Consider the following 18,091-nt stretch of genomic DNA (forward strand, 5'->3'; position numbering starts at 1 on the left):
ACAATGATGAGGTGCTCTATGTCTGCTCAACAAAACGCTCTGGCTGCGCCGCGACAGGGTTTGAATCTGCGCCGTTTTCTCGATGACTGGGTGATGCTGCTGGCGGCGATTGGCATCTTCGCGCTGTCGGCGATCTTCATCGATAACTTTCTATCCCCGCTGAACATGCGTGGTCTTGGCCTGGCGATTTCCACCGTTGGTATCGCCGCCTGCACCATGCTGTTCTGCCTGGCATCCGGGCACTTCGATCTTTCGGTCGGTTCGGTGATCGCCTGCGCTGGTGTCGTGGCGGCCGTGGTGATGCGTGATACCGAAAGCGTCTTTCTTGGCGTATCGGCGGCGTTGGCGATGGGCCTGGTCGTGGGGCTGATAAATGGCATCGTGATCGCCAAGCTGCGCATCAATGCGCTGATCGCGACGCTGGCAACCATGCAGATCGTGCGCGGGCTGGCCTACATCTTTTCCAATGGCAAGGCCGTTGGGGTGATGCAGGAGGACTTCTTCCTGTTCGGCAATGGCAGCCTGTTCGGCGTGCCGGTGCCCATTCTGATCACCATTGTCTGCTTCGCCTTTTTCGGTTGGCTGCTCAACTACACCACCTATGGCCGTAACACCATGGCCATTGGCGGCAATCAGGAGGCGGCGCTGCTGGCCGGGGTCAATGTCGATCGCACCAAGATCATCATCTTTGCCGTGCATGGCCTCATCGGTGCGCTGGCCGGGGTGGTGCTGGCCTCTCGGATGACCTCGGGCCAGCCCATGATCGGGCAGGGGTTCGAGCTGACAGTGATCTCAGCCTGCGTACTGGGCGGCGTTTCGCTCAGTGGCGGCATCGGCATGATTCGCCACGTGATCGCGGGGGTTTTGATTCTGGCGATCATCGAGAACGCGATGAACCTGAAAAACATCGACACCTTCTACCAGTACGTCATCCGCGGCACGATCCTGCTGCTGGCGGTGATCATCGATCGGCTGAAGCAGCGCTGATCTCAATCGCGCCGCTTGCCGGCGCGCTGGAGACCCCGTGAAGACTCAATTGATTGCGCTCGATTGGGGCACCAGTTCCCTGCGTGCCTATCGGCTCGGCGCGGCCGGTGAAACGCTGGAAGAGCGCAGCCTGCCGTTGGGCATCATGCAGCTCGACGGCAGCGAGGCCGGCTTCGAGCACGCGCTTGATCAGGCTTGCGGCGACTGGCAGCGGGCGAGTCCTGAAGCCCCGATGATCGCCTGCGGCATGATCGGCAGTGCCCAGGGGTGGCGTGAAGCGCGCTATGTCGATGCGCCGCTCGGCGCCGAGGAGCTGGGGGCGTCGCTTCACTCGATCGAGCGCTCCTGTGGCATGCCGCTTTGGGTGGTGCCAGGCGTAATTCAACGCGGTGACCTGCCTGACGTGATGCGCGGTGAGGAAACCCAGGTGTTCGGCCTGCTCGACGGCGACACCGATCATGGCGCACCTTTGCTGATCGGCCTGCCGGGCAGTCACAGCAAGTGGGTTACGGCCGAAGGCGGCGAATTGACCCAGTTCCAGACCTTCATGACCGGTGAGGTCTATCAGGCGCTGCTCGGTCACACGATCCTCGGGCGCACCGCGGTGGTTGGCGACTCATTCAATACCGCGGCTTTCGAGCGCGGGCTGCGGGTGGCAAGGAGCATCGAAGGGCTGGCGGGGCCGCTGGCGACCATCTTCAGCAGCCGAACGCTGGTGCTGACGGGCGAGCTCAGCGGAGAGGCCCAGGCCGATTACCTGTCAGGCCTGCTGATTGGGCACGAGCTGGCTGCCATGACCTGTGTGCATCAGCCGCCGCCGTCGCAATCCATTGTGCTCATTGGCAATTCCACGTTGTGTGCCCGCTATCTGTGGGCGCTGGAGTATTTCGGTTTCGAATCGCTGCGCTTTGCACCCGAGGCGACCGCTGCCGGGCTTTGGAAAATCGCAGCGGGTGCCGGCCTGGTGCCCGAGAACCCAGGAGAGCCGTATGTTCGAAACCACGCTTGCCATTAACGGGCTCATCGCCATTCTGCGCGGCCTGCACCCTGACGAGGCTGAGGCGGTCGGAAGTGCGCTCTACGCCGCCGGCATGCGCATCATCGAAGTGCCGCTCAATTCTCCGCAACCGCTGCGCAGCATCGAGATCCTGCGCAAGACCTTGCCCGAGGACTGCCTGATCGGCGCCGGTACGGTGCTTTCAGCCGTGCAGGTGCAGGAGGTCAGAGACGCTGGCGGGCAGCTGATCGTCATGCCGCACTGCGATGAGGCAGTGTTGCACGCTGCCAAGAATGCAGGGCTCTATCTCACTCCGGGTGTCGCCACACCCACCGAAGCCTTTGCTGCGCTCGCAGCTGGCGCTGACGCCCTCAAGTTGTTTCCCGCCGAGCAGGTGGGTGTCAGCGCCATCAAAGCCTGGCTGGCCGTCCTGCCGGCCGGCACCGCGCTGCTGCCGGTGGGCGGGATCACGCCGCAGAACATGGCGCCTTATCTACAGGCCGGGGCGGCCGGTTTCGGCCTTGGCTCAGCACTCTATTCGCCGGGGTTGCCTGCTGACGAAGTCGGCCGCCGGGCGCATGCCTTCATCCAGGCCCGCCAAGCGGCGATGGACTGATCACTTTCTGCGAGAGACCTTGCGATGAAAATTACCCGCCTGACCACACTGCTGGTGCCGCCGCGCTGGCTGTTCCTCAAGATCGAAACCGATGAAGGCGTCACCGGCTGGGGCGAGCCTGTGATCGAAGGCCGTGCCCACAGCGTCGCCGCGGTGGTCGAGGAGCTTGCAGACTACCTGGTTGGTCGCGATCCGCGAAACATCGAAGACCTCTGGACGGTCATGTACCGCGGCGGCTTCTACCGCGGCGGACCCCTTCATATGAGCGCCATCGCCGGCATCGATCAGGCGCTGTGGGACATCAAGGGCAAGGCGCTTGGTGTCTCGGTCAGCGAGCTGCTTGGCGGCCGTGTTCGCGAACGCATACGCGTGTACTCCTGGATCGGCGGTGATCGACCAGCGGATACCGCCAATGCCGCGCGGGATGCCGTGGCACGCGGGTTCAGCGCGGTGAAGATGAATGCCAGCGAGGAGCTGCAGTTCGTCGACAGCCACCCCAAGGTCGATGCGGTGCTGGCCAATATGGCAGCGGTGCGCGAAGCGGTGGGCGGCGATATCGGCATCGGCGTGGATTTCCACGGCCGGGTGCACAAGCCCATGGCAAAAATCCTGATCAAGGAACTCGAGCAGTATCGGCCGATGTTCATCGAGGAACCCGTGCTCAGCGAAAACTACGAGGCGCTCAAGGAGCTCGCTCCGCTTTCCTGTGCTCCGATCGCCTTGGGTGAACGACTTTACTCACGCTGGGACTTCAAACGCATCCTCGCCGAGGGCTATGTCGACATCATTCAGCCCGACGTGTCCCACGCCGCTGGCATCACTGAGACCCGCAAGATCGCCAGCATGGCCGAGGCCTACGATGTCGCACTGGCGCTGCACTGCCCACTCGGGCCGATAGCCCTGGCGGCGTGTTTGCAGCTGGACGGCGTCTGCTACAACGCTTTCATTCAAGAGCAAAGCCTGGGCATCCACTACAACCAGGGCAATGACCTGCTCGATTACGTCAGCAATCGGGAGGTGTTCGCCTACGAGGACGGCTTCGTCGCGATCCCGAATGGGCCTGGATTGGGCATCGATATCAACGAGGCCTACGTACAGGAGCAGGCGCGTATCGGTCACCGCTGGCGCAATCCGATCTGGCGCCACGCCGATGGCAGCTTGGCTGAGTGGTAGGGCGGTGATTGCGTCTTTGCGTTGATTTCAACCCAATGAGAAAGGCCCCTTGCGGGGCCTTTCGCTTCAGGGTTTGGGGAATTTGTAGATGGTGGTCTGGGTGTAGGTTTCGCCCGGGTCGAGGCGGGTGCTCGGGAAGTCCGGCTGGTTAGGCGCGTCGGGGTAGTGCTGCGTTTCGAGGGTGAAGGCACTCCAGTGCGGATAAGACTTGCCGCCTTTTCCTTTGATGCTGCCGTCGAGGAAGTTGCCGGTATAGAGCTGCACACCGGGCTCGGTGGTGTACATCAGCAGCCGCCGCCCCGACGCAGGGTCGTGCACCTCGGTGGCCAGCTTGCTCACGTCGCCGCCGGTATCCAGCACCCAGTTGAAGTCGAAGCCGCCGGCCTTTTTCTCGGCGAATTTCAACTGTTCATGGTCATCTTTTATGTGCTCGCCGAAGCGGGTCGGCTGGAGGAAATCCATCGGCGTACCCTTGACCTCGGCCAGTTCGCCGGTCGGTATCAGCTTCTCGGTGACCGGCGTGTAGCGCGACGCGTGCAGTGTGGCAACCTGATCGAGCACGCTCGGGCTGCCGGCTCCAGCAAGGTTGAAGTAGCTGTGGTTGGTCAGGTTGAGGATTGTGGGTTTGTCGGTGGTAGCACGGTACTGGATGCGCAGCTCGTTATCTTCGTTGAGGCTGTAGGTTACGTGGGTGGTCATGGTGCCGGGGAACCCCATTTCGCCATCAGGCGACACGTAGCTCAGCTCTACCCCAACCCAGCCGTCTTCGTTGGCAGGTTTGGCCGTCCAGACACGTTTGTCGAAGCCCTCCGGCCCGCCATGCAGCGCGTTGCTGCCGTCATTCTGCGGAACCTGATAAGACTTGCCATCGATCTCGAAGCGGCCCTCGGCGATGCGGTTGCCGAAGCGGCCAATGGTGGCGCCGAAATAGACATTTCCGTTCTCGATATAGCCGTCGACATCATCGAAGCCGAGCACGATGTCATCGAGCGTGCCGTTCTTGTCCGGCACGAGCAGGGACTGCAGCACCCCGCCGTAGGTGATCACAACGGCCTCGATTCCCTGGCTGTTCTTGAGCGTGTATTTCTCGATGGATGTGCCGTCCGGCATCTTGCCGAAGCTGCCGTGCTGGTTGGACAGGCCCGCAGCCTGAGCGCCGAATGTGCTGATCATGAGGGACAGGGCAATTCCGTTGAATAGCAGTCTGGGTTGCATGGCTTCACCTGACATTGTTGTTGTTTTTCGCGTGAGTGCACGCTGCCAGGGCTGAACGGTTGCCTGGCGGCGTTGCGCCGGCTGAAGCCTAGACAGCCGAGTCATTCCCTCCCAATACCAAATAAGGTCTCCGGTATACGAGAATAGATATGTATCCCGCGCTGCGCTGAAGCAGGCAGGCGCCTAGCTTGATCCGGTCGATCCTCGGGCCTCATGCTCGGCCAGCGCCCACTCGACGTGCTCGCGTACCATGTCCGATTGATCCTCGCGACGCGACTTCAGTGCTTCCAGCACCGGAATGCTGGAAGGCGCGTTGCCCAGCCCGACGGCGAGATTGCGCAGCCAGTTCTGATAGCCGGTCCGCCGCAGGGGTGAGCCCTCTGTGCGGCTGAGGAATTCGTCTTCGGTCCAGCGGAATAAAGTGGCGAGTTCGGCGTTGTCCAGGCTGTGGCGCGGTTGGAAGTCGATCTGTTCGGTGGGGCGTGCAAAACGATTCCATGGGCAGACGATCTGGCAGTCATCGCAGCCGAATACGCGGTTTCCGATTTTCGACCGCAGCTCGACGGGAATTGGGCCTTTCAGCTCAATGGTGAGGTAGGAGATGCAGCGCCGCGCATCCAGCACGCGCTCGCCCACGAAGGCCTCCGTCGGGCAGATGTCCAGGCAGGCACGGCAGCTGCCGCAGTGGTCGCGCGCGTTCGGCTCATCGACCGGAAGCTCGATGTCGACGAAGAGTTCGCCCAGGAAGAACCAGCTGCCGGCCTTGCGGTTGAGCACGAGAGTGTTCTTGCCGATCCAGCCAAGTCCGGCCTGCTGCGCCACGGCCTTTTCCAGCACCGGGGCGCTGTCGACGAAGGCGCGAAAGCCGAAGGGGCCGATTACCCCCTGAATACGCTCGGCCAGCTGCTGAAGTCGCTTGCGAATCAACTTGTGATAGTCGCGTCCCAATGCGTAGCGCGACACGTAAGCCTTTTCGGGTTGCGCCAGCTGCTCGGCCATGCGGGTGTCGCCCGGCAGATAATCCATGCGCAGCGAGATCACCCGCAGCGTACCCGGCACCAGCTGCTCCGGATGGGAGCGCTTGCTCCCATGAGCCGCCATGTAGTCCATCTCGCCGTGATAGCCGGCTGCCAGCCATCGCTCGAGGTGTGCTTCGTGCTCGGCGAGGTCGACGCCAGTGATGCCAACCTGCTGAAAGCCGAGCTCGCGTCCCCATTCCTTGATGGATAGCGCGAGATCGGCAGGGTCGGGGGCGTGGCTAGACATCGGATCCGATTCAAAAAGGTCGTGAGGAGCGGCGCTGCGCCTGTTGCGCCGTGGACAGAGGGTGATGACGTGGCCCGCTCTCTGGAGCTGCACTGGAATGCGAAGGTGCGGGCGGCGCGTCAGGCGCGTGCGTATAATTCTGCCAGATATTCGCTCGGGTGATTCATGTCTCAGACCACCGCTACCTTGCCTACCGCCTTGTTTACGGCTGCCCAGGTCCGCGAGCTCGATGCTCGGCTGATCGCCGCCGGCACGCCGGGCTTTGAACTGATGCAGCGGGCAGCGCATGCCACCTGGCGTGCACTGCGTCGCCGCTGGCCGGATGCCGAGAGCATCACTGTGCTGACCGGCCGCGGCAACAATGCTGGAGACGGCTATCTGGTTGCCGCTCTGGCGCAGCGGGCAGGCCGGCAGGTGCGTGTTTATACCGTCGGCGATCCGCAGCAATTGCAGGGGGATGCCGAAAGGGCATTTACCGAAGCGCAGGCCGCTGGCGTTGAGCTGATGCCCTGGACGGCCGACGCGGCATTGCAGGGCGTTCTGGTCGATGCGCTATTGGGGACCGGCGTCTCGGGTGAGGTCCGTGAACCTTATGCCTCTGCCATCCAGGCGATGAATTCAAGCGCGCTGCCCATAGTAGCTGTCGATTTGCCGTCCGGGCTGTGCGCCGATACCGGGCGTGTGCTTGGGCAGGCCATAAGCGCTGAGCTGACCGTATCATTCATCGGTCTCAAACTCGGATTGTTCACTGGCGAAGGGCCGAGCCGGACCGGTGAACTGGTCTTCGAGGACCTGCAAGCCGACTGCACCATCGCCGATAGGCTGGACGCTAGCGCGTTGCGCCTCTGTGAAACGAATCTTCCAAAGCTGGCGCCTCGCGCACCCACTGCGCACAAGGGTAGCTTTGGGCAGGTGCTGGTAATCGGCGGTGATCTCGGCACCGGCGGCGCGGCGCTGCTCAGTGCTGAAGCCTCGCTACGCTGCGGCGCCGGAATGGTGACTCTGGCGACCCGGCCCGAACACGTCACAGCAGCCCTGGTGCGGCGCCCTGAGATCATGTGCGCTGGCGTAGAGTCCACCTATGCACTGACCGCGCTGACCCAGCGTGCGGATGTGCTGGTGATTGGCCCGGGTCTGGGCCAGGCGCCTTGGGGGCGTAGCCTGCTGTCACTGGCGCCGCAGTGTCAGGTGCCGCAAGTATGGGACGCCGATGCCCTCAATCTGTTGGCAACTGGTGCCGTAGCGCTTCCGGTCGGCTGTCTGATCACGCCCCATCCGGGGGAGGCTGCGAGGTTACTGAACACCACTGTTGCGCAGGTGCAGGCTGATCGCCCAGCAACGGCGCGCGCTCTGGCAGCGCGTTACCGGTGCGCGGTGATACTCAAGGGCGCGGGCACGCTGGTAGCCGATCACGATGGCCGGCTGGCGCTATGCGATAGAGGCCATCCGGCAATGGCGAGCGCCGGTCTCGGTGATGTGCTGGCCGGGGTCTGCGGCGCGTTGTTGGCGCAAGGGTTGTCGCCATTCAAGGCTGCGTGCCTGGCTGTTTGGCTGCACGCCGTGGCGGGGGAGCGTGCTGGGCAGCTAGGGCGAGGCCTGGCGGCTGTTGATCTGATTCAAACCATTCGCCAGTTGCTGGAGGAACAATCCCCATGCCGGAAGTGACACTCTTTGCGGCCGACGAGGAGGAAATGCTCGCGCTCGGTGCCCGTATCGCTCAGACGACAGGCGGCCGTGGAGTGATCTACCTGCACGGTGATCTCGGTGCAGGCAAGACTACGCTTTCGCGCGGGCTCATCCGTGGTCTGGGCCATCAGGGGAAGGTCAAGAGTCCCACGTTCACTCTGGTCGAGCCGTACGAGCTGCCTGCTGCGCGAGTCTTTCATTTCGACCTTTATCGGCTCGTCGATCCAGAGGAGCTGGAGTACCTTGGGATTCGCGACTACTTCGATGGCGAGGCGTTGTGCCTGGTAGAGTGGCCCGAGCGGGGCGCAGGCATTTTGCCAAAGGCTGACCTGGACATTACCATTGCGCCGCAGGGGGCCGGGCGTTCGCTTTGCCTGTCGCCAAGAGGCGAGCGCGGTGAAGGCTGGTGTTCCATCCTGACCATCGGAAATCAATGAACATCATGGGGTTGGGTATGCGCATGCGCGCGTTGGTAAGTGGTTTGGCATTGATGCTCGCGGCCGTGCAGGTCCTGGCTGCTTCCGACGTCCAAAGCGTGCGTTTGTGGCGGGCGCCCGATAATACCCGTCTGGTTTTCGACCTCTCCGGGCCTGTGCAGCACAAGGTGTTCACCTTGACGGCGCCTGATCGCATCGTCATTGACGTGGATGGCGGCAATCTGTCCAAGCCGCTGGACCAACTGCCCTTGAAGAACACGCCTATTTCCGGCGTTCGAGCAGCCAAGTACGATGCCGATACTTTGCGTGTGGTCATAGACCTGACCGCACAGGTGACACCCAAGAGCTTCACCCTGACGCCGAACCAACAATACGGCCATCGCCTCGTCGTCGATCTTTTCGACTCAGGCGCTGATGCTTCCAGTACGGCCAATGTACCGGCAACGGTTACGCCGAGTACCCCGGCAGCCCCCGTTTCGCCGACACTTCCTGCACTCAAGCTGCCGCCGATGCCGAGCAGCAAGCGTGACATCGTAATCGCTATCGATGCGGGGCACGGTGGAGAAGACCCGGGGGCCATAGGTCCAGGCAAGGTCTACGAAAAGAGTGTTGTGCTGCAGATTTCCAAAGAACTTCAGCGACAGATCAACTCCGACAAAGGCTTCCGAGCCGAGTTGGTGCGCACTGGCGATTATTTCATTCCGTTGCGCAAGCGAACCGAAATTGCACGCAAGCAGGGCGCGGATCTGTTCGTGTCCATTCATGCCGATGCTGCGCCCCGTTCGGCAGCCTACGGCGCGTCGGTGTTCGCCCTGTCTGATCGAGGTGCGACATCGGAGACCGCTCGATGGCTGGCTGACAGCGAAAACCGTTCAGACCTGATCGGTGGCGCTGGAAACGTCACCCTCGGTGACAAGGATCAGATGCTCGCAGGCGTCCTGCTGGATCTCTCGATGACGGCCTCTCTTTCCTCCAGCCTGAACGTCGGACAAAAGGTGCTGAGCAACATGGGCCGCATCACTCCGCTGCACAAGCAGAGGGTCGAGCAGGCCGGATTCATGGTGTTGAAGTCTCCAGATATCCCGTCGATCCTGGTGGAAACTGGATTCATCTCCAATCCTTCGGAGGCGCGCAAGCTGCAGACAGCGTCACATCAGCAGTCATTGGCGCGCTCCATACACAGTGGCGTACGCCAGTTCTTCCACGAGAACCCGCCTCCGGGAACCTACGTGGCCTGGTTGCGTGATTCCGGCAAAATTGCCAGCGCACCTCGCGAGCATGTGGTCCGCTCGGGTGAAAGCCTGGCGCTGCTGGCCGAGAGATACCAGGTCAGCCTGCCCGCACTGCGCAGCGCCAATAGCTTGAAGAATGATGTCATCAAGGTTGGCCAGACGCTGAATATCCCCGCTACCACGCTGGCTGCGCAGCCATGAGCGAGGCGGCACGCATCCAGCTGCTCAGCCCGCGGCTGGCGAACCAGATTGCGGCAGGTGAAGTAGTCGAGCGTCCCGCTTCGGTTATCAAAGAGCTCTTGGAAAATAGCCTCGATTCCGGCGCGACTCGAATCGAAGTGGATGTTGAGCAGGGCGGCGTGAAGCTGCTGCGCGTGCGCGACGATGGCTGTGGCATCCCGGCCGACGATCTGCCGCTGGCCCTGGCCCGCCATGCGACGAGCAAGATCCGCGACCTGGAAGACCTCGAGCGCGTAATGAGCCTCGGTTTTCGGGGGGAGGCATTGGCCTCAATCAGTTCGGTATCACGGCTGACACTCACTTCGCGTACGGCGGATGCAGCCGAGGCCTGGCAGGTCGAAACCGAAGGCAGGGACATGGAGGCGCGCGTCCAGCCTGCGGCGCATCCGGTTGGTACGTCCGTTGAGGTAAGAGATCTGTTTTTCAACACGCCCGCACGGCGTAAGTTCCTGCGTACCGAGAAAACCGAGTTTGATCACTTGCAAGAGGTGATCAAGCGCCTGGCTCTGGCGCGCTTCGACGTGGCGTTTCATCTACGGCACAACGGCAAGGTGGTCCTCGCGCTGCATCCGGCCAGTGATCCTGCGTCTCGAGGCCGCCGCGTAGCCTCGGTCTGTGGCCCCGCATTCCTCGAGCAAGCTTTGCCGGTGGAAATTGAACGCAATGGTTTGCACCTGTGGGGATGGGTCGGTTTGCCAACCTTTTCCCGCAGTCAGGCGGATCTGCAGTACTTCTACGTGAACGGGCGAATGGTGCGCGACAAGCTGGTAGCGCATGCGGTGCGCCAGGCCTATCGCGACGTGCTGTTCAACGGGCGACATCCCACTTTCGTACTGTTTCTGGATGTAGATCCTTCAGTGGTGGACGTTAATGTTCATCCGACCAAACACGAAGTGCGCTTTCGCGATAATCGGATGGTGCATGATTTTCTCTACGGGACCTTGCACCGTGCCCTTGGCGATGTGCGTCCGGAGGACCAGCTTGCTGCGCCAGCAAGTGTCACGCAGGTTACGCAGGTCACTGGCCGTGCGGCCGGAGAATTCGCAGGGCAGAACGAGATGAGCCTTGCTGCCAGCGCGCTGGAGCAATTCCAACCCCAGTCTCCTCCGGCCTGGCGCGGCGCTGGAGCGGGTTATCAGGCGCCGCGGTCGCCATCCGCCGGAACTGTGTCAGAGGTTCAAGGCGCCTATCGCGAGTTCTTCTCGCCGTTGGCCGAGGGTGCTGCCCCGGCTTTGCCAGAAAGTCAGGATGACGTTCCTCCGCTGGGATATGCGCTTGCCCAGCTCAAGGGTGTCTACGTCCTTGCGGAAAATGCCCAGGGTCTGGTTCTGGTGGATATGCATGCTGCTCATGAACGGATCATGTACGAGCGGTTGAAAACGGCGATGGCTAGTGAGGGGCTCAGGGGGCAGCCGTTGCTGGTGCCGGAGTCCATCGCGGTCAGTCAGCGCGAAGCTGACTGCGCTGAAGAGCACGCTCGTTGGTTTCAGATGCTCGGTTTCGAATTGCAGCGTCTCGGGCCGGAGAGCCTGGCGATCCGCCAGATTCCCTCGCTGCTAAAGCAAGCGGAGGCTACACGACTGGTGCAGGATGTACTCGCCGACCTGCTTGAGTACGGCACCAGTGATCGTATTCAGGCCCATCTCAACGAGCTGCTTGGCACCATGGCCTGTCACGGGGCGGTGCGAGCGAATCGGCGACTTACCCTGCCAGAGATGAACGGTCTGTTGCGCGACATGGAGCAGACCGAGCGCAGCGGCCAGTGTAACCATGGGCGTCCGACCTGGACGCAGCTGGGAATGGGTGATTTGGACAAGCTGTTTCTCAGAGGGCGGTAAGCCGCTTGCAGCCCAGCCCGTCCAGCCTAGCAGCCCTCGGTTCGCACCGCTGCCGTCCCTCTAATCGTCAAGGTAGTAAGAGCAACTGATGAGCCCGCTCCCCCCCGCCATCTTTCTCATGGGTCCCACGGCCGCCGGCAAGACGGATCTGGCCATCGAACTCGCGCGAACGTTGCCCTGTGACCTGATCAGTGTCGACTCGGCGCTGGTGTATCGAGGGATGGACATTGGGACAGCCAAGCCCGCTGCCGAGCTGCTGCGCGAATTTCCTCATCGGCTGATCGACATCCGAGACCCATCCGAGAGATATTCGGCGGCTGATTTCGTAAGCGATGCGCTCGCGGAAATGGCCTCAAGCACTGCCAGGGGGCGCATTCCGCTACTGGTTGGCGGCACCATGCTCTACTTCAAGGCATTGATCGAGGGGTTGGCGGATATGCCGGCTGCCGATCCTGCCATTCGCGCTGAGCTCGAAGTGCAGGCTCAGGGCGAGGGGCTTGCGACGCTTCACCAGTTGTTGGAAGAAGTCGATCCGGAGTCTGCGCGAAGGATCCACCCTAACGATCCGCAGCGCTTGGTCAGGGCGCTTGAGGTCTACCGTGTGAGCGGAATGACCATGACTGAGCACCGATCTCGGCAACGGCAGCAAAAAGCCGGAGACGGCGCGCCAGACGGCGGCGTTCTGCCTTATACTGTCGCGCAGTTGTCCGTTGCGCCCGCTCAGCGGTCGGTTCTGCATCAGCGTATCGAACAGCGCTTCGTGGCTATGGTTGAACAGGGATTCGTAGAAGAGGTCGAACTCCTTCGCGGGCGTGGTGATTTGCATCCCGAGCTGCCTTCCATGCGATCCGTAGGCTATCGTCAGGTCTGGAAGTACCTAGACGGGGCCTGCTCACGAGATGAGATGGTTCAGCTTGGCGTCATTGCGACCCGACAGCTGGCCAAGCGTCAACTGACCTGGCTTAGGGGATGGGAGGGAGTTCACTGGCTGGAAAGCTCAGCCTGCGACAATCTGCCGCGAGCATTGAAATACTTGGAGCGGCTCACCATATTGAGCTGACACTGTAGTTTGACCGGCTATCCTCAATACAGATTGGTCGCGTCTGATTCTAAATAATTAATGAAAAGATCCTCTAAGGAGTGCGGCACATGTCAAAAGGGCATTCGCTACAAGACCCTTACCTGAACACCCTGCGTAAGGAACGCGTTCCGGTTTCCATCTATCTGGTCAACGGTATCAAGCTCCAGGGCCAGATCGAGTCATTCGACCAATTCGTCATTCTGTTGAAGAACACTGTCAGCCAGATGGTCTACAAGCACGCCATCTCGACCGTCGTTCCTGGCCGTCCGGTGCGTCTGCCTGCTGCAGGCGATGCCGAGCAATCCGAGGCGGGTAACGACTAAAGGGGGCTTTCATTGTTCTTCGAACGTCCCGATGGGGGAGAGCGCGCCATCCTGGTTCACCTGGATGGCCAGGATCCCGCGGCGCGTGAAGATCCTCAGGAGTTCCGGGAGTTGGCGCGGTCTGCGGGCGCAGACGAGGTTGGCTTCGTCAATGTCGCCAGGCATCAACCTTCTGCCAAGTTCCTCATCGGAAGCGGCAAGGTTGAGGAACTCCATGATCTCGTGAGGGATGGCGAGGTCGAGCTGGTCATCTTCAATCACACCCTGACTCCCAGCCAGGAGCGCAATCTCGAGCGCGCCCTGGAATGCCGTGTGCTGGATCGAACCGGCCTCATCCTCGACATCTTTGCCCAGCGTGCGCGTACGCATGAGGGCAAACTGCAGGTTGAACTTGCGCAGCTAGAGCACATGAGCACTCGGTTGGTTCGCGGATGGACTCACCTCGAGCGGCAGAAGGGCGGGATTGGTCTGCGCGGGCCGGGTGAGACACAGCTCGAAACAGACCGCCGACTGTTGAGAGTGCGGATTCGGCAGATCAAGCAGCGTCTGGAAAAAGTCCGTGGTCAGCGAGAGCAGGCGCGGCGCGGGCGTCGGCGTGCCGACATACCACTCGTATCTCTGGTGGGGTACACCAACGCTGGCAAATCCACGCTGTTCAATTCCCTGACCGAATCTGATGTGTATGCGGCCAATCAATTGTTCGCCACGCTTGACCCAACCTTGCGTCGCCTTGAGCTGGGTGATCTGGGGCCGATAGTGCTGGCCGATACGGTGGGCTTCATTCGGCACCTGCCACACAAACTGGTTGAATCCTTCCGTGCAACGCTCGAAGAGTCGAGTAACGCCGACCTGCTGCTGCATGTAATCGATGCGCACGAGCCGGAGCGTGACCAACAGATCGAGCAGGTGCTTGCCGTGCTGACCGAGATTGGTGCCAATGAGTTGCCGATTCTCGAGGTGTACAACAAGGTCGATCTGCTGGAAGGTATCGAACCTCAGATACAGCGAAATGCTGATGGTGTGCCTCAGCGGGTATGGGTTTCAGCGCAACTGGGTCTCGGGCTCGATCTGTTGAAGCAGGCCGTCGCCGAATTGCTGGGCGATGATCTATTTGTAGGTACGCTTCGGCTTCCTCAGCAGCTCGGCCGAATGCGAGCGCAGCTTTTTGATCTCGGCGCAGTTCAGTCCGAGGCGCATGATGAAGAAGGCGGCAGTCTGCTCGATGTCCGATTGCAGCGGGTCGAGCTGCATCGCCTGATAAGTCGAGCCGGCTTTGAGCCTGAGCATTTTTTCGAACAACACACTTTGCAATAAAGCTCGGAGGGCTTTTAAGCCGTTCGTTCCGGGCTTTCGGTAGCATTGGCGGGCGCGCCGTTGGCGCGCCTTTAGCTTTATCTGAATGGAGAGCGCTATGGCTTGGAATGAGCCGGGTGGCAACTCGAACAACCAGGATCCCTGGGGTAGCGGTGGCGGTGGTCGTCGCGGCGGTGGCGGTGGCGATCAGAAAGGTCCGCCGGACCTGGATGAGGCTTTCCGAAAATTGCAGGACAGCCTCAACGGCATGTTCGGTGGCAAGAAGCGTGGCGGTGGTTCGTCGAGCGGCGGTTCAGGTCGCCGAGGCGGATTTGCGCTGGTATGGGTGGGGCTGGTCGTACTGCTGGCTGTCTGGTTGTTCAACGCGATCTATATCGTCGACGAACAAGAGCAGGCGGTGGTGTTGCGCTTTGGTAAATACCACGAGACCGTTGGGCCGGGTCTGAATATCTATTTCCCGCCTTTCGATCGTAAATTCCAGGCGAATGTTACCCGCGAGCGCTCCTACAGCAAGCAGGGGCAGATGCTGACGGAAGATGAAAATATCATCGAGGTTCCGCTTACCGTTCAGTACAAGATCAGCGATCTGCAGGCCTTCGTGTTGAATGTTGAAGATCCTGAGTCCTCGCTGCAGCACGCCACTGACAGCGCCGTGCGCCACGTGGTGGGCTCGACCGCGATGGATCAGGTGCTGACTGAAGGCCGTGAGGCAATGGCTGGCGAAGTTAAAGAGCGCCTGCAACGTTTCCTCGACAACTACGGCACCGGCATCATCGTCACGCAGGTCAACCTGCAGAGTGCAGCGGCACCGCGTGAAGTGCAGGAAGCATTCGATGACGTGATTCGAGCGCGAGAAGATGAGCAGCGCGAGAAGAACCAGGCGGAGTCCTACGCGAACGGGGTGATCCCGGAAGCGCGTGGTCAGGCCCAGCGTATGTTGGAAGAAGCAAGCGGTTATCGTGATGCCGTGATCTCTCGGGCTCAGGGTGAGGCCGATCGCTTCTCCAAGCTGGTTGCCGAGTACCGGAAGGCGCCTGACGTAACTCGCGAGCGTCTGTATCTGGAGACCATGCAGGAAGTGATGACCAGCACCAGTAAAGTCCTTGTCACCGGCGAGAGCGGCCAGAACAATCTGCTCTACCTGCCGCTGGACAAGATGATCAACAGCCGGGGTGCCTCGTCTGAAGGATCTTCAGCGGTATCTACGTCAGGCGCTTCGACTCAGACGACACGGCTACCGCCGGAGCTGGACCCGCGTGAAGTACGTACAAGGGAGGTCCGCTAATGGGTAACAAGTCTCTGACCGCCCTTATCGTCGGTGTAGTGCTGGCGATCGTGGCATGGAACAGCTTCTACATCGTCTCGCAGACCGAGCGTGCAGTGCTGCTGCGCTTCGGTCGTATTGTCGAGCCGGACGTGAAGCCGGGTCTTCATCTGAAGATTCCGTATGTGAACAGTGTGCGCAAGTTCGACGCGCGCCTGATGACCCTCGATACCACCACTTCTCGATTCCTGACGCTGGAAAAGAAAGCTCTGATGGTCGATTCGTACGCCAAGTGGCGTGTGGATGACGCCGAGCGTTTCTATACCGCGACGTCTGGCGTAAAGCAGATCGCCGATGAACGCCTTGCGCGTCGTCTCGAGGCTGCCTTGCGAGACCAATTCGGTAAGCGCACCTTGCACGAGTCTGTGTCCGGTCAGCGGGACGAGCTGATGAGTTTGGTAACCAACAGCTTGAATCGTGCTGCACAGCAGGAGCTTGGTATCGAAGTCGTCGACGTGCGTGTCAAGGGCATCGACCTTCCTCGCGAAGTGAACCGCAGCGTGTTCGAGCGGATGAGTTCTGAGCGTGAGCGTGAGGCGCGGGAGCACCGAGCCAAAGGTAAGGAGCTGGCCGAAGGCATACGCGCTGATGCTGATCGTCAGCGCAGGGTATTGCTGGCTGAGGCGTTCCGAGAGGCCGAAGAGCTGCGCGGTGATGGTGATGCGCAGGCGGCAGCGATCTATGCGTCGGCTTATGGCCAAGACCGGGAGTTCTACTCCTTCCATAGAAGCCTGCAAGCCTACCGTGAAAGCTTCGCGAACAAGGAAGACGTTCTGGTGCTTGACCCCAATAGTGATTTCTTCCGCTATTTGGAGTCCGCAACCGCTCGGTAACGACAGCGGCCATCCGGTTGGACGGACGAATGCCGTCCGCCGGGTGACCCGTCGGCGAAACGTTGTTATGATCCGCGAGCCGGGGAAAACCCGGCTTTTTTGCGTCTGCCCCAAGTGGGACAGGTGATCCGGGCATGGTCAGCCATGCTAATTCCCCTCGCGGGGCATGGCGCTAGCGCCATCGTAAGACACAATCGCACGCGACCGATGGGCGGCTCAGGCTGTAGCCCCGGTGTTCGTCTGCTTGACTAGGCTTGCCGTATCGAGAGGTGAATGGCGAAATGGCAACGGTAGACCGCTGGCTCCTGCCAGATGGCATCGAAGAGGTGCTGCCGCCCGAGGCGGCGCGTATCGAGACTGCACGCCGTCGTGTGCTGGACCTGTTCCAATGCTGGGGTTATGAGCTCGTTATCACCCCGCACGTGGAATTCCTCGAGTCCCTGCTCACAGGTGCGGGGCAAGACCTTGACCTCAAGACATTCAAAGTCGTTGATCCGTTGTCCGGCCGACAGATGGGGCTAAGGGCTGATATCACTCCGCAGGTTGCGCGGGTAGATGCCCATACATTACGCCGCGAAGGTCCAAGCCGGCTGTGTTATGCCGGCAGCGTATTGCACGCTAAACCACATGCGCTCGCGACATCCAGAAGTCCGATACAGCTGGGTGCCGAACTCTATGGTGATCGGAGCAGCTCCAGCGATCTGGAGGTCATCAGCCTGATGTTGGAAACCCTCGCGCTTGCCGATGTGCCAGATGTGCACATGGATTTAGGGCACGTCGGGATCTATCGCGGTCTTGCGCGAGCCGCTGGGCTCTCAGGTCGGGTTGAGCAGCAACTGTTCGACGCGTTGCAGCGCAAGGCAATGGATGAGATTGCTGCCTTGACCGGTGATGTCGAGCCTGCTTTGGCACAGATGCTGCGAGCGCTGGCGCGACTCTGTGGTGGGCGTGAAGCGCTTGAAGAGGCTCGACAGCAGCTTGCCGGCGCGCCTGGCGAAGTTCTCGAGTCGCTGGAGGGCTTGGTGCAGATCGCTGACCAGCTGGCGGCTCGCTATCCTGCACTGCCGCTTTATTTCGACCTCGGTGAGCTGCGCGGTTACCACTATCACACCGGCGTCGTCTTCGCTGTATTCGTTCCGGGCGTCGGTCAGTCCATTGCCCAGGGCGGCCGTTATGATGATATCGGCGCCGACTTCGGGCGGGCGCGGCCGGCGACCGGATTTTCTACGGATCTGAAAACCCTCGTCAGCCTTGGCAATGCCGAGCTGGTCGCCCCAGTGGTCGGCGTGTGGGCGCCGCACGGAGATGATCAGGCGCTATGGCAGGCTGTTCGCCGCCTGCGCGGGCAGGGTGAGCGGGTTGTGCAGGCGCTGGACGGCCAGCGGCGAGAAGCAGCCCTGAGCGCAGCCTGTGACCGCCAGCTAGTGTTTGAAGAGGGTTCCTGGGTCGTAGCGCCACTCGACCAGTGAGCTGATGAGGCAGTAATGGTTTCTTCGATTTTTTCGCCGGTCGTAACCGGTATGCTTCGC

16 protein-coding genes are annotated in these 18,091 nt (G+C 61.1%); 14 read left to right on the plus strand and 2 right to left on the minus strand.

Features of this window, described 5'->3' with window-relative positions:
* Window positions 1-18: 18 nt before the first annotated feature.
* The 4 genes from araH to dgoD are packed head-to-tail and all read left to right on the plus strand — an operon-like array spanning window position 19 to window position 3,773.
* Window positions 19-987: an L-arabinose ABC transporter permease AraH gene (araH, locus tag EA797_RS03445; protein WP_167468761.1), complete on the plus strand. Its 969-nt coding sequence runs from the start codon at window positions 19-21 to the stop codon at window positions 985-987.
* A 37-nt stretch (window positions 988-1,024) separates the two neighbouring features.
* On the plus strand, window positions 1,025-2,002 hold the full coding sequence (locus EA797_RS03450; RefSeq protein ID WP_122163780.1) for a 2-dehydro-3-deoxygalactonokinase: 978 nt from the start codon (window positions 1,025-1,027) through the stop codon (window positions 2,000-2,002).
* Entirely contained in the window at window positions 1,977-2,600 is a 624-nt protein-coding gene (locus EA797_RS03455) for a 2-dehydro-3-deoxy-6-phosphogalactonate aldolase (RefSeq protein WP_122163781.1), read from the plus strand. The genes EA797_RS03450 and EA797_RS03455 overlap by 26 nt, the downstream gene beginning before the upstream one ends.
* Window positions 2,601-2,624: 24 nt before the next feature.
* Window positions 2,625-3,773 carry a galactonate dehydratase gene (dgoD, locus tag EA797_RS03460; protein WP_122163782.1) on the plus strand — a complete coding sequence of 383 codons (1,149 nt, stop codon included), beginning with the start codon at window positions 2,625-2,627 and terminating at the stop codon, window positions 3,771-3,773.
* 66 nt (window positions 3,774-3,839) lie between these two features.
* Here dgoD and EA797_RS03465 read toward each other — a convergent pair whose 3' ends face one another.
* Complete coding sequence (locus tag EA797_RS03465) at window positions 3,840-4,988, minus strand: aldose epimerase family protein (protein WP_122164670.1); 1,149 nt, start codon at window positions 4,986-4,988, stop codon at window positions 3,840-3,842.
* A gap of 183 nt (window positions 4,989-5,171) precedes the next feature.
* Window positions 5,172-6,254, minus strand: coding sequence for a tRNA epoxyqueuosine(34) reductase QueG (gene queG, locus EA797_RS03470; protein WP_122163783.1), 1,083 nt, complete (start codon window positions 6,252-6,254; stop codon window positions 5,172-5,174).
* A 165-nt stretch (window positions 6,255-6,419) separates the two neighbouring features.
* Between queG and EA797_RS03475 the strand changes: the two genes are divergently transcribed.
* The 10 genes from EA797_RS03475 (at window position 6,420) to EA797_RS03520 (ending at window position 18,031) form a co-directional block, all read left to right on the plus strand.
* A complete protein-coding gene (locus EA797_RS03475) occupies window positions 6,420-7,919 on the plus strand; it encodes an NAD(P)H-hydrate dehydratase (protein ID WP_122163784.1) in 1,500 nt (499 codons plus the stop codon).
* Window positions 7,907-8,377, plus strand: a complete 471-nt coding sequence (gene tsaE / locus EA797_RS03480) for a tRNA (adenosine(37)-N6)-threonylcarbamoyltransferase complex ATPase subunit type 1 TsaE (RefSeq protein ID WP_122163785.1) — start codon at window positions 7,907-7,909, stop codon at window positions 8,375-8,377. The genes EA797_RS03475 and tsaE overlap by 13 nt, the downstream gene beginning before the upstream one ends.
* A gap of 5 nt (window positions 8,378-8,382) precedes the next feature.
* Window positions 8,383-9,810 carry an N-acetylmuramoyl-L-alanine amidase gene (locus EA797_RS03485; RefSeq protein WP_208644422.1) on the plus strand — a complete coding sequence of 476 codons (1,428 nt, stop codon included), beginning with the start codon at window positions 8,383-8,385 and terminating at the stop codon, window positions 9,808-9,810.
* Window positions 9,807-11,687 (plus strand): DNA mismatch repair endonuclease MutL, encoded by a 1,881-nt coding sequence (mutL, locus tag EA797_RS03490; protein ID WP_122163786.1) that lies wholly within the window; start codon window positions 9,807-9,809, stop codon window positions 11,685-11,687. The genes EA797_RS03485 and mutL overlap by 4 nt, the downstream gene beginning before the upstream one ends.
* Window positions 11,688-11,775: 88 nt before the next feature.
* Window positions 11,776-12,747 (plus strand): tRNA (adenosine(37)-N6)-dimethylallyltransferase MiaA, encoded by a 972-nt coding sequence (gene miaA / locus EA797_RS03495; RefSeq protein WP_122163787.1) that lies wholly within the window; start codon window positions 11,776-11,778, stop codon window positions 12,745-12,747.
* 89 nt (window positions 12,748-12,836) lie between these two features.
* On the plus strand, window positions 12,837-13,091 hold the full coding sequence (gene hfq, locus EA797_RS03500) for an RNA chaperone Hfq (protein ID WP_122163788.1): 255 nt from the start codon (window positions 12,837-12,839) through the stop codon (window positions 13,089-13,091).
* Window positions 13,092-13,103: 12 nt separating this feature from the next.
* On the plus strand, window positions 13,104-14,405 hold the full coding sequence (gene hflX / locus EA797_RS03505; protein ID WP_122163789.1) for a ribosome rescue GTPase HflX: 1,302 nt from the start codon (window positions 13,104-13,106) through the stop codon (window positions 14,403-14,405).
* A 97-nt stretch (window positions 14,406-14,502) separates the two neighbouring features.
* Window positions 14,503-15,690, plus strand: a complete 1,188-nt coding sequence (gene hflK, locus EA797_RS03510) for an FtsH protease activity modulator HflK (RefSeq protein WP_122163790.1) — start codon at window positions 14,503-14,505, stop codon at window positions 15,688-15,690.
* The gene (gene hflC, locus EA797_RS03515; protein WP_122163791.1) at window positions 15,690-16,562 is read left to right on the plus strand and encodes a protease modulator HflC; all 873 of its coding nucleotides are present in this window, start codon (window positions 15,690-15,692) and stop codon (window positions 16,560-16,562) included. Before hflK ends, hflC begins: the two co-directional genes overlap by 1 nt.
* A gap of 281 nt (window positions 16,563-16,843) precedes the next feature.
* Window positions 16,844-18,031 (plus strand): ATP phosphoribosyltransferase regulatory subunit, encoded by a 1,188-nt coding sequence (locus EA797_RS03520; protein ID WP_122163792.1) that lies wholly within the window; start codon window positions 16,844-16,846, stop codon window positions 18,029-18,031.
* The last annotated feature ends 60 nt before the right edge of the window (window positions 18,032-18,091 follow it).

Source organism: Stutzerimonas zhaodongensis (assembly GCF_003696365.1).
Taxonomy (GTDB): Bacteria; Pseudomonadota; Gammaproteobacteria; order Pseudomonadales; family Pseudomonadaceae; genus Stutzerimonas; species Stutzerimonas zhaodongensis.

What these genes read in the sequence shown, in the direction of transcription:
- dgoD (WP_122163782.1), top strand. Translation starts at nt 2,625, where the DNA reads ATGAAAATTACCCGCCTGACCACACTGCTGGTGCCGCCGCGCTGGCTG.
- EA797_RS03520 (WP_122163792.1), top strand. Translation starts at nt 16,844, where the DNA reads ATGGCAACGGTAGACCGCTGGCTCCTGCCAGATGGCATCGAAGAGGTG.
- EA797_RS03455 (WP_122163781.1), top strand. Translation starts at nt 1,977, where the DNA reads ATGTTCGAAACCACGCTTGCCATTAACGGGCTCATCGCCATTCTGCGC.
- hfq (WP_122163788.1), top strand. Translation starts at nt 12,837, where the DNA reads ATGTCAAAAGGGCATTCGCTACAAGACCCTTACCTGAACACCCTGCGT.
- tsaE (WP_122163785.1), top strand. Translation starts at nt 7,907, where the DNA reads ATGCCGGAAGTGACACTCTTTGCGGCCGACGAGGAGGAAATGCTCGCG.
- EA797_RS03465 (WP_122164670.1), bottom strand. Translation starts at nt 4,988, where the DNA reads ATGCAACCCAGACTGCTATTCAACGGAATTGCCCTGTCCCTCATGATC.
- EA797_RS03475 (WP_122163784.1), top strand. Translation starts at nt 6,420, where the DNA reads ATGTCTCAGACCACCGCTACCTTGCCTACCGCCTTGTTTACGGCTGCC.
- hflC (WP_122163791.1), top strand. Translation starts at nt 15,690, where the DNA reads ATGGGTAACAAGTCTCTGACCGCCCTTATCGTCGGTGTAGTGCTGGCG.
- EA797_RS03485 (WP_208644422.1), top strand. Translation starts at nt 8,383, where the DNA reads ATGGGGTTGGGTATGCGCATGCGCGCGTTGGTAAGTGGTTTGGCATTG.
- queG (WP_122163783.1), bottom strand. Translation starts at nt 6,254, where the DNA reads ATGTCTAGCCACGCCCCCGACCCTGCCGATCTCGCGCTATCCATCAAG.
- mutL (WP_122163786.1), top strand. Translation starts at nt 9,807, where the DNA reads ATGAGCGAGGCGGCACGCATCCAGCTGCTCAGCCCGCGGCTGGCGAAC.
- araH (WP_167468761.1), top strand. Translation starts at nt 19, where the DNA reads ATGTCTGCTCAACAAAACGCTCTGGCTGCGCCGCGACAGGGTTTGAAT.
- hflK (WP_122163790.1), top strand. Translation starts at nt 14,503, where the DNA reads ATGGCTTGGAATGAGCCGGGTGGCAACTCGAACAACCAGGATCCCTGG.
- miaA (WP_122163787.1), top strand. Translation starts at nt 11,776, where the DNA reads ATGAGCCCGCTCCCCCCCGCCATCTTTCTCATGGGTCCCACGGCCGCC.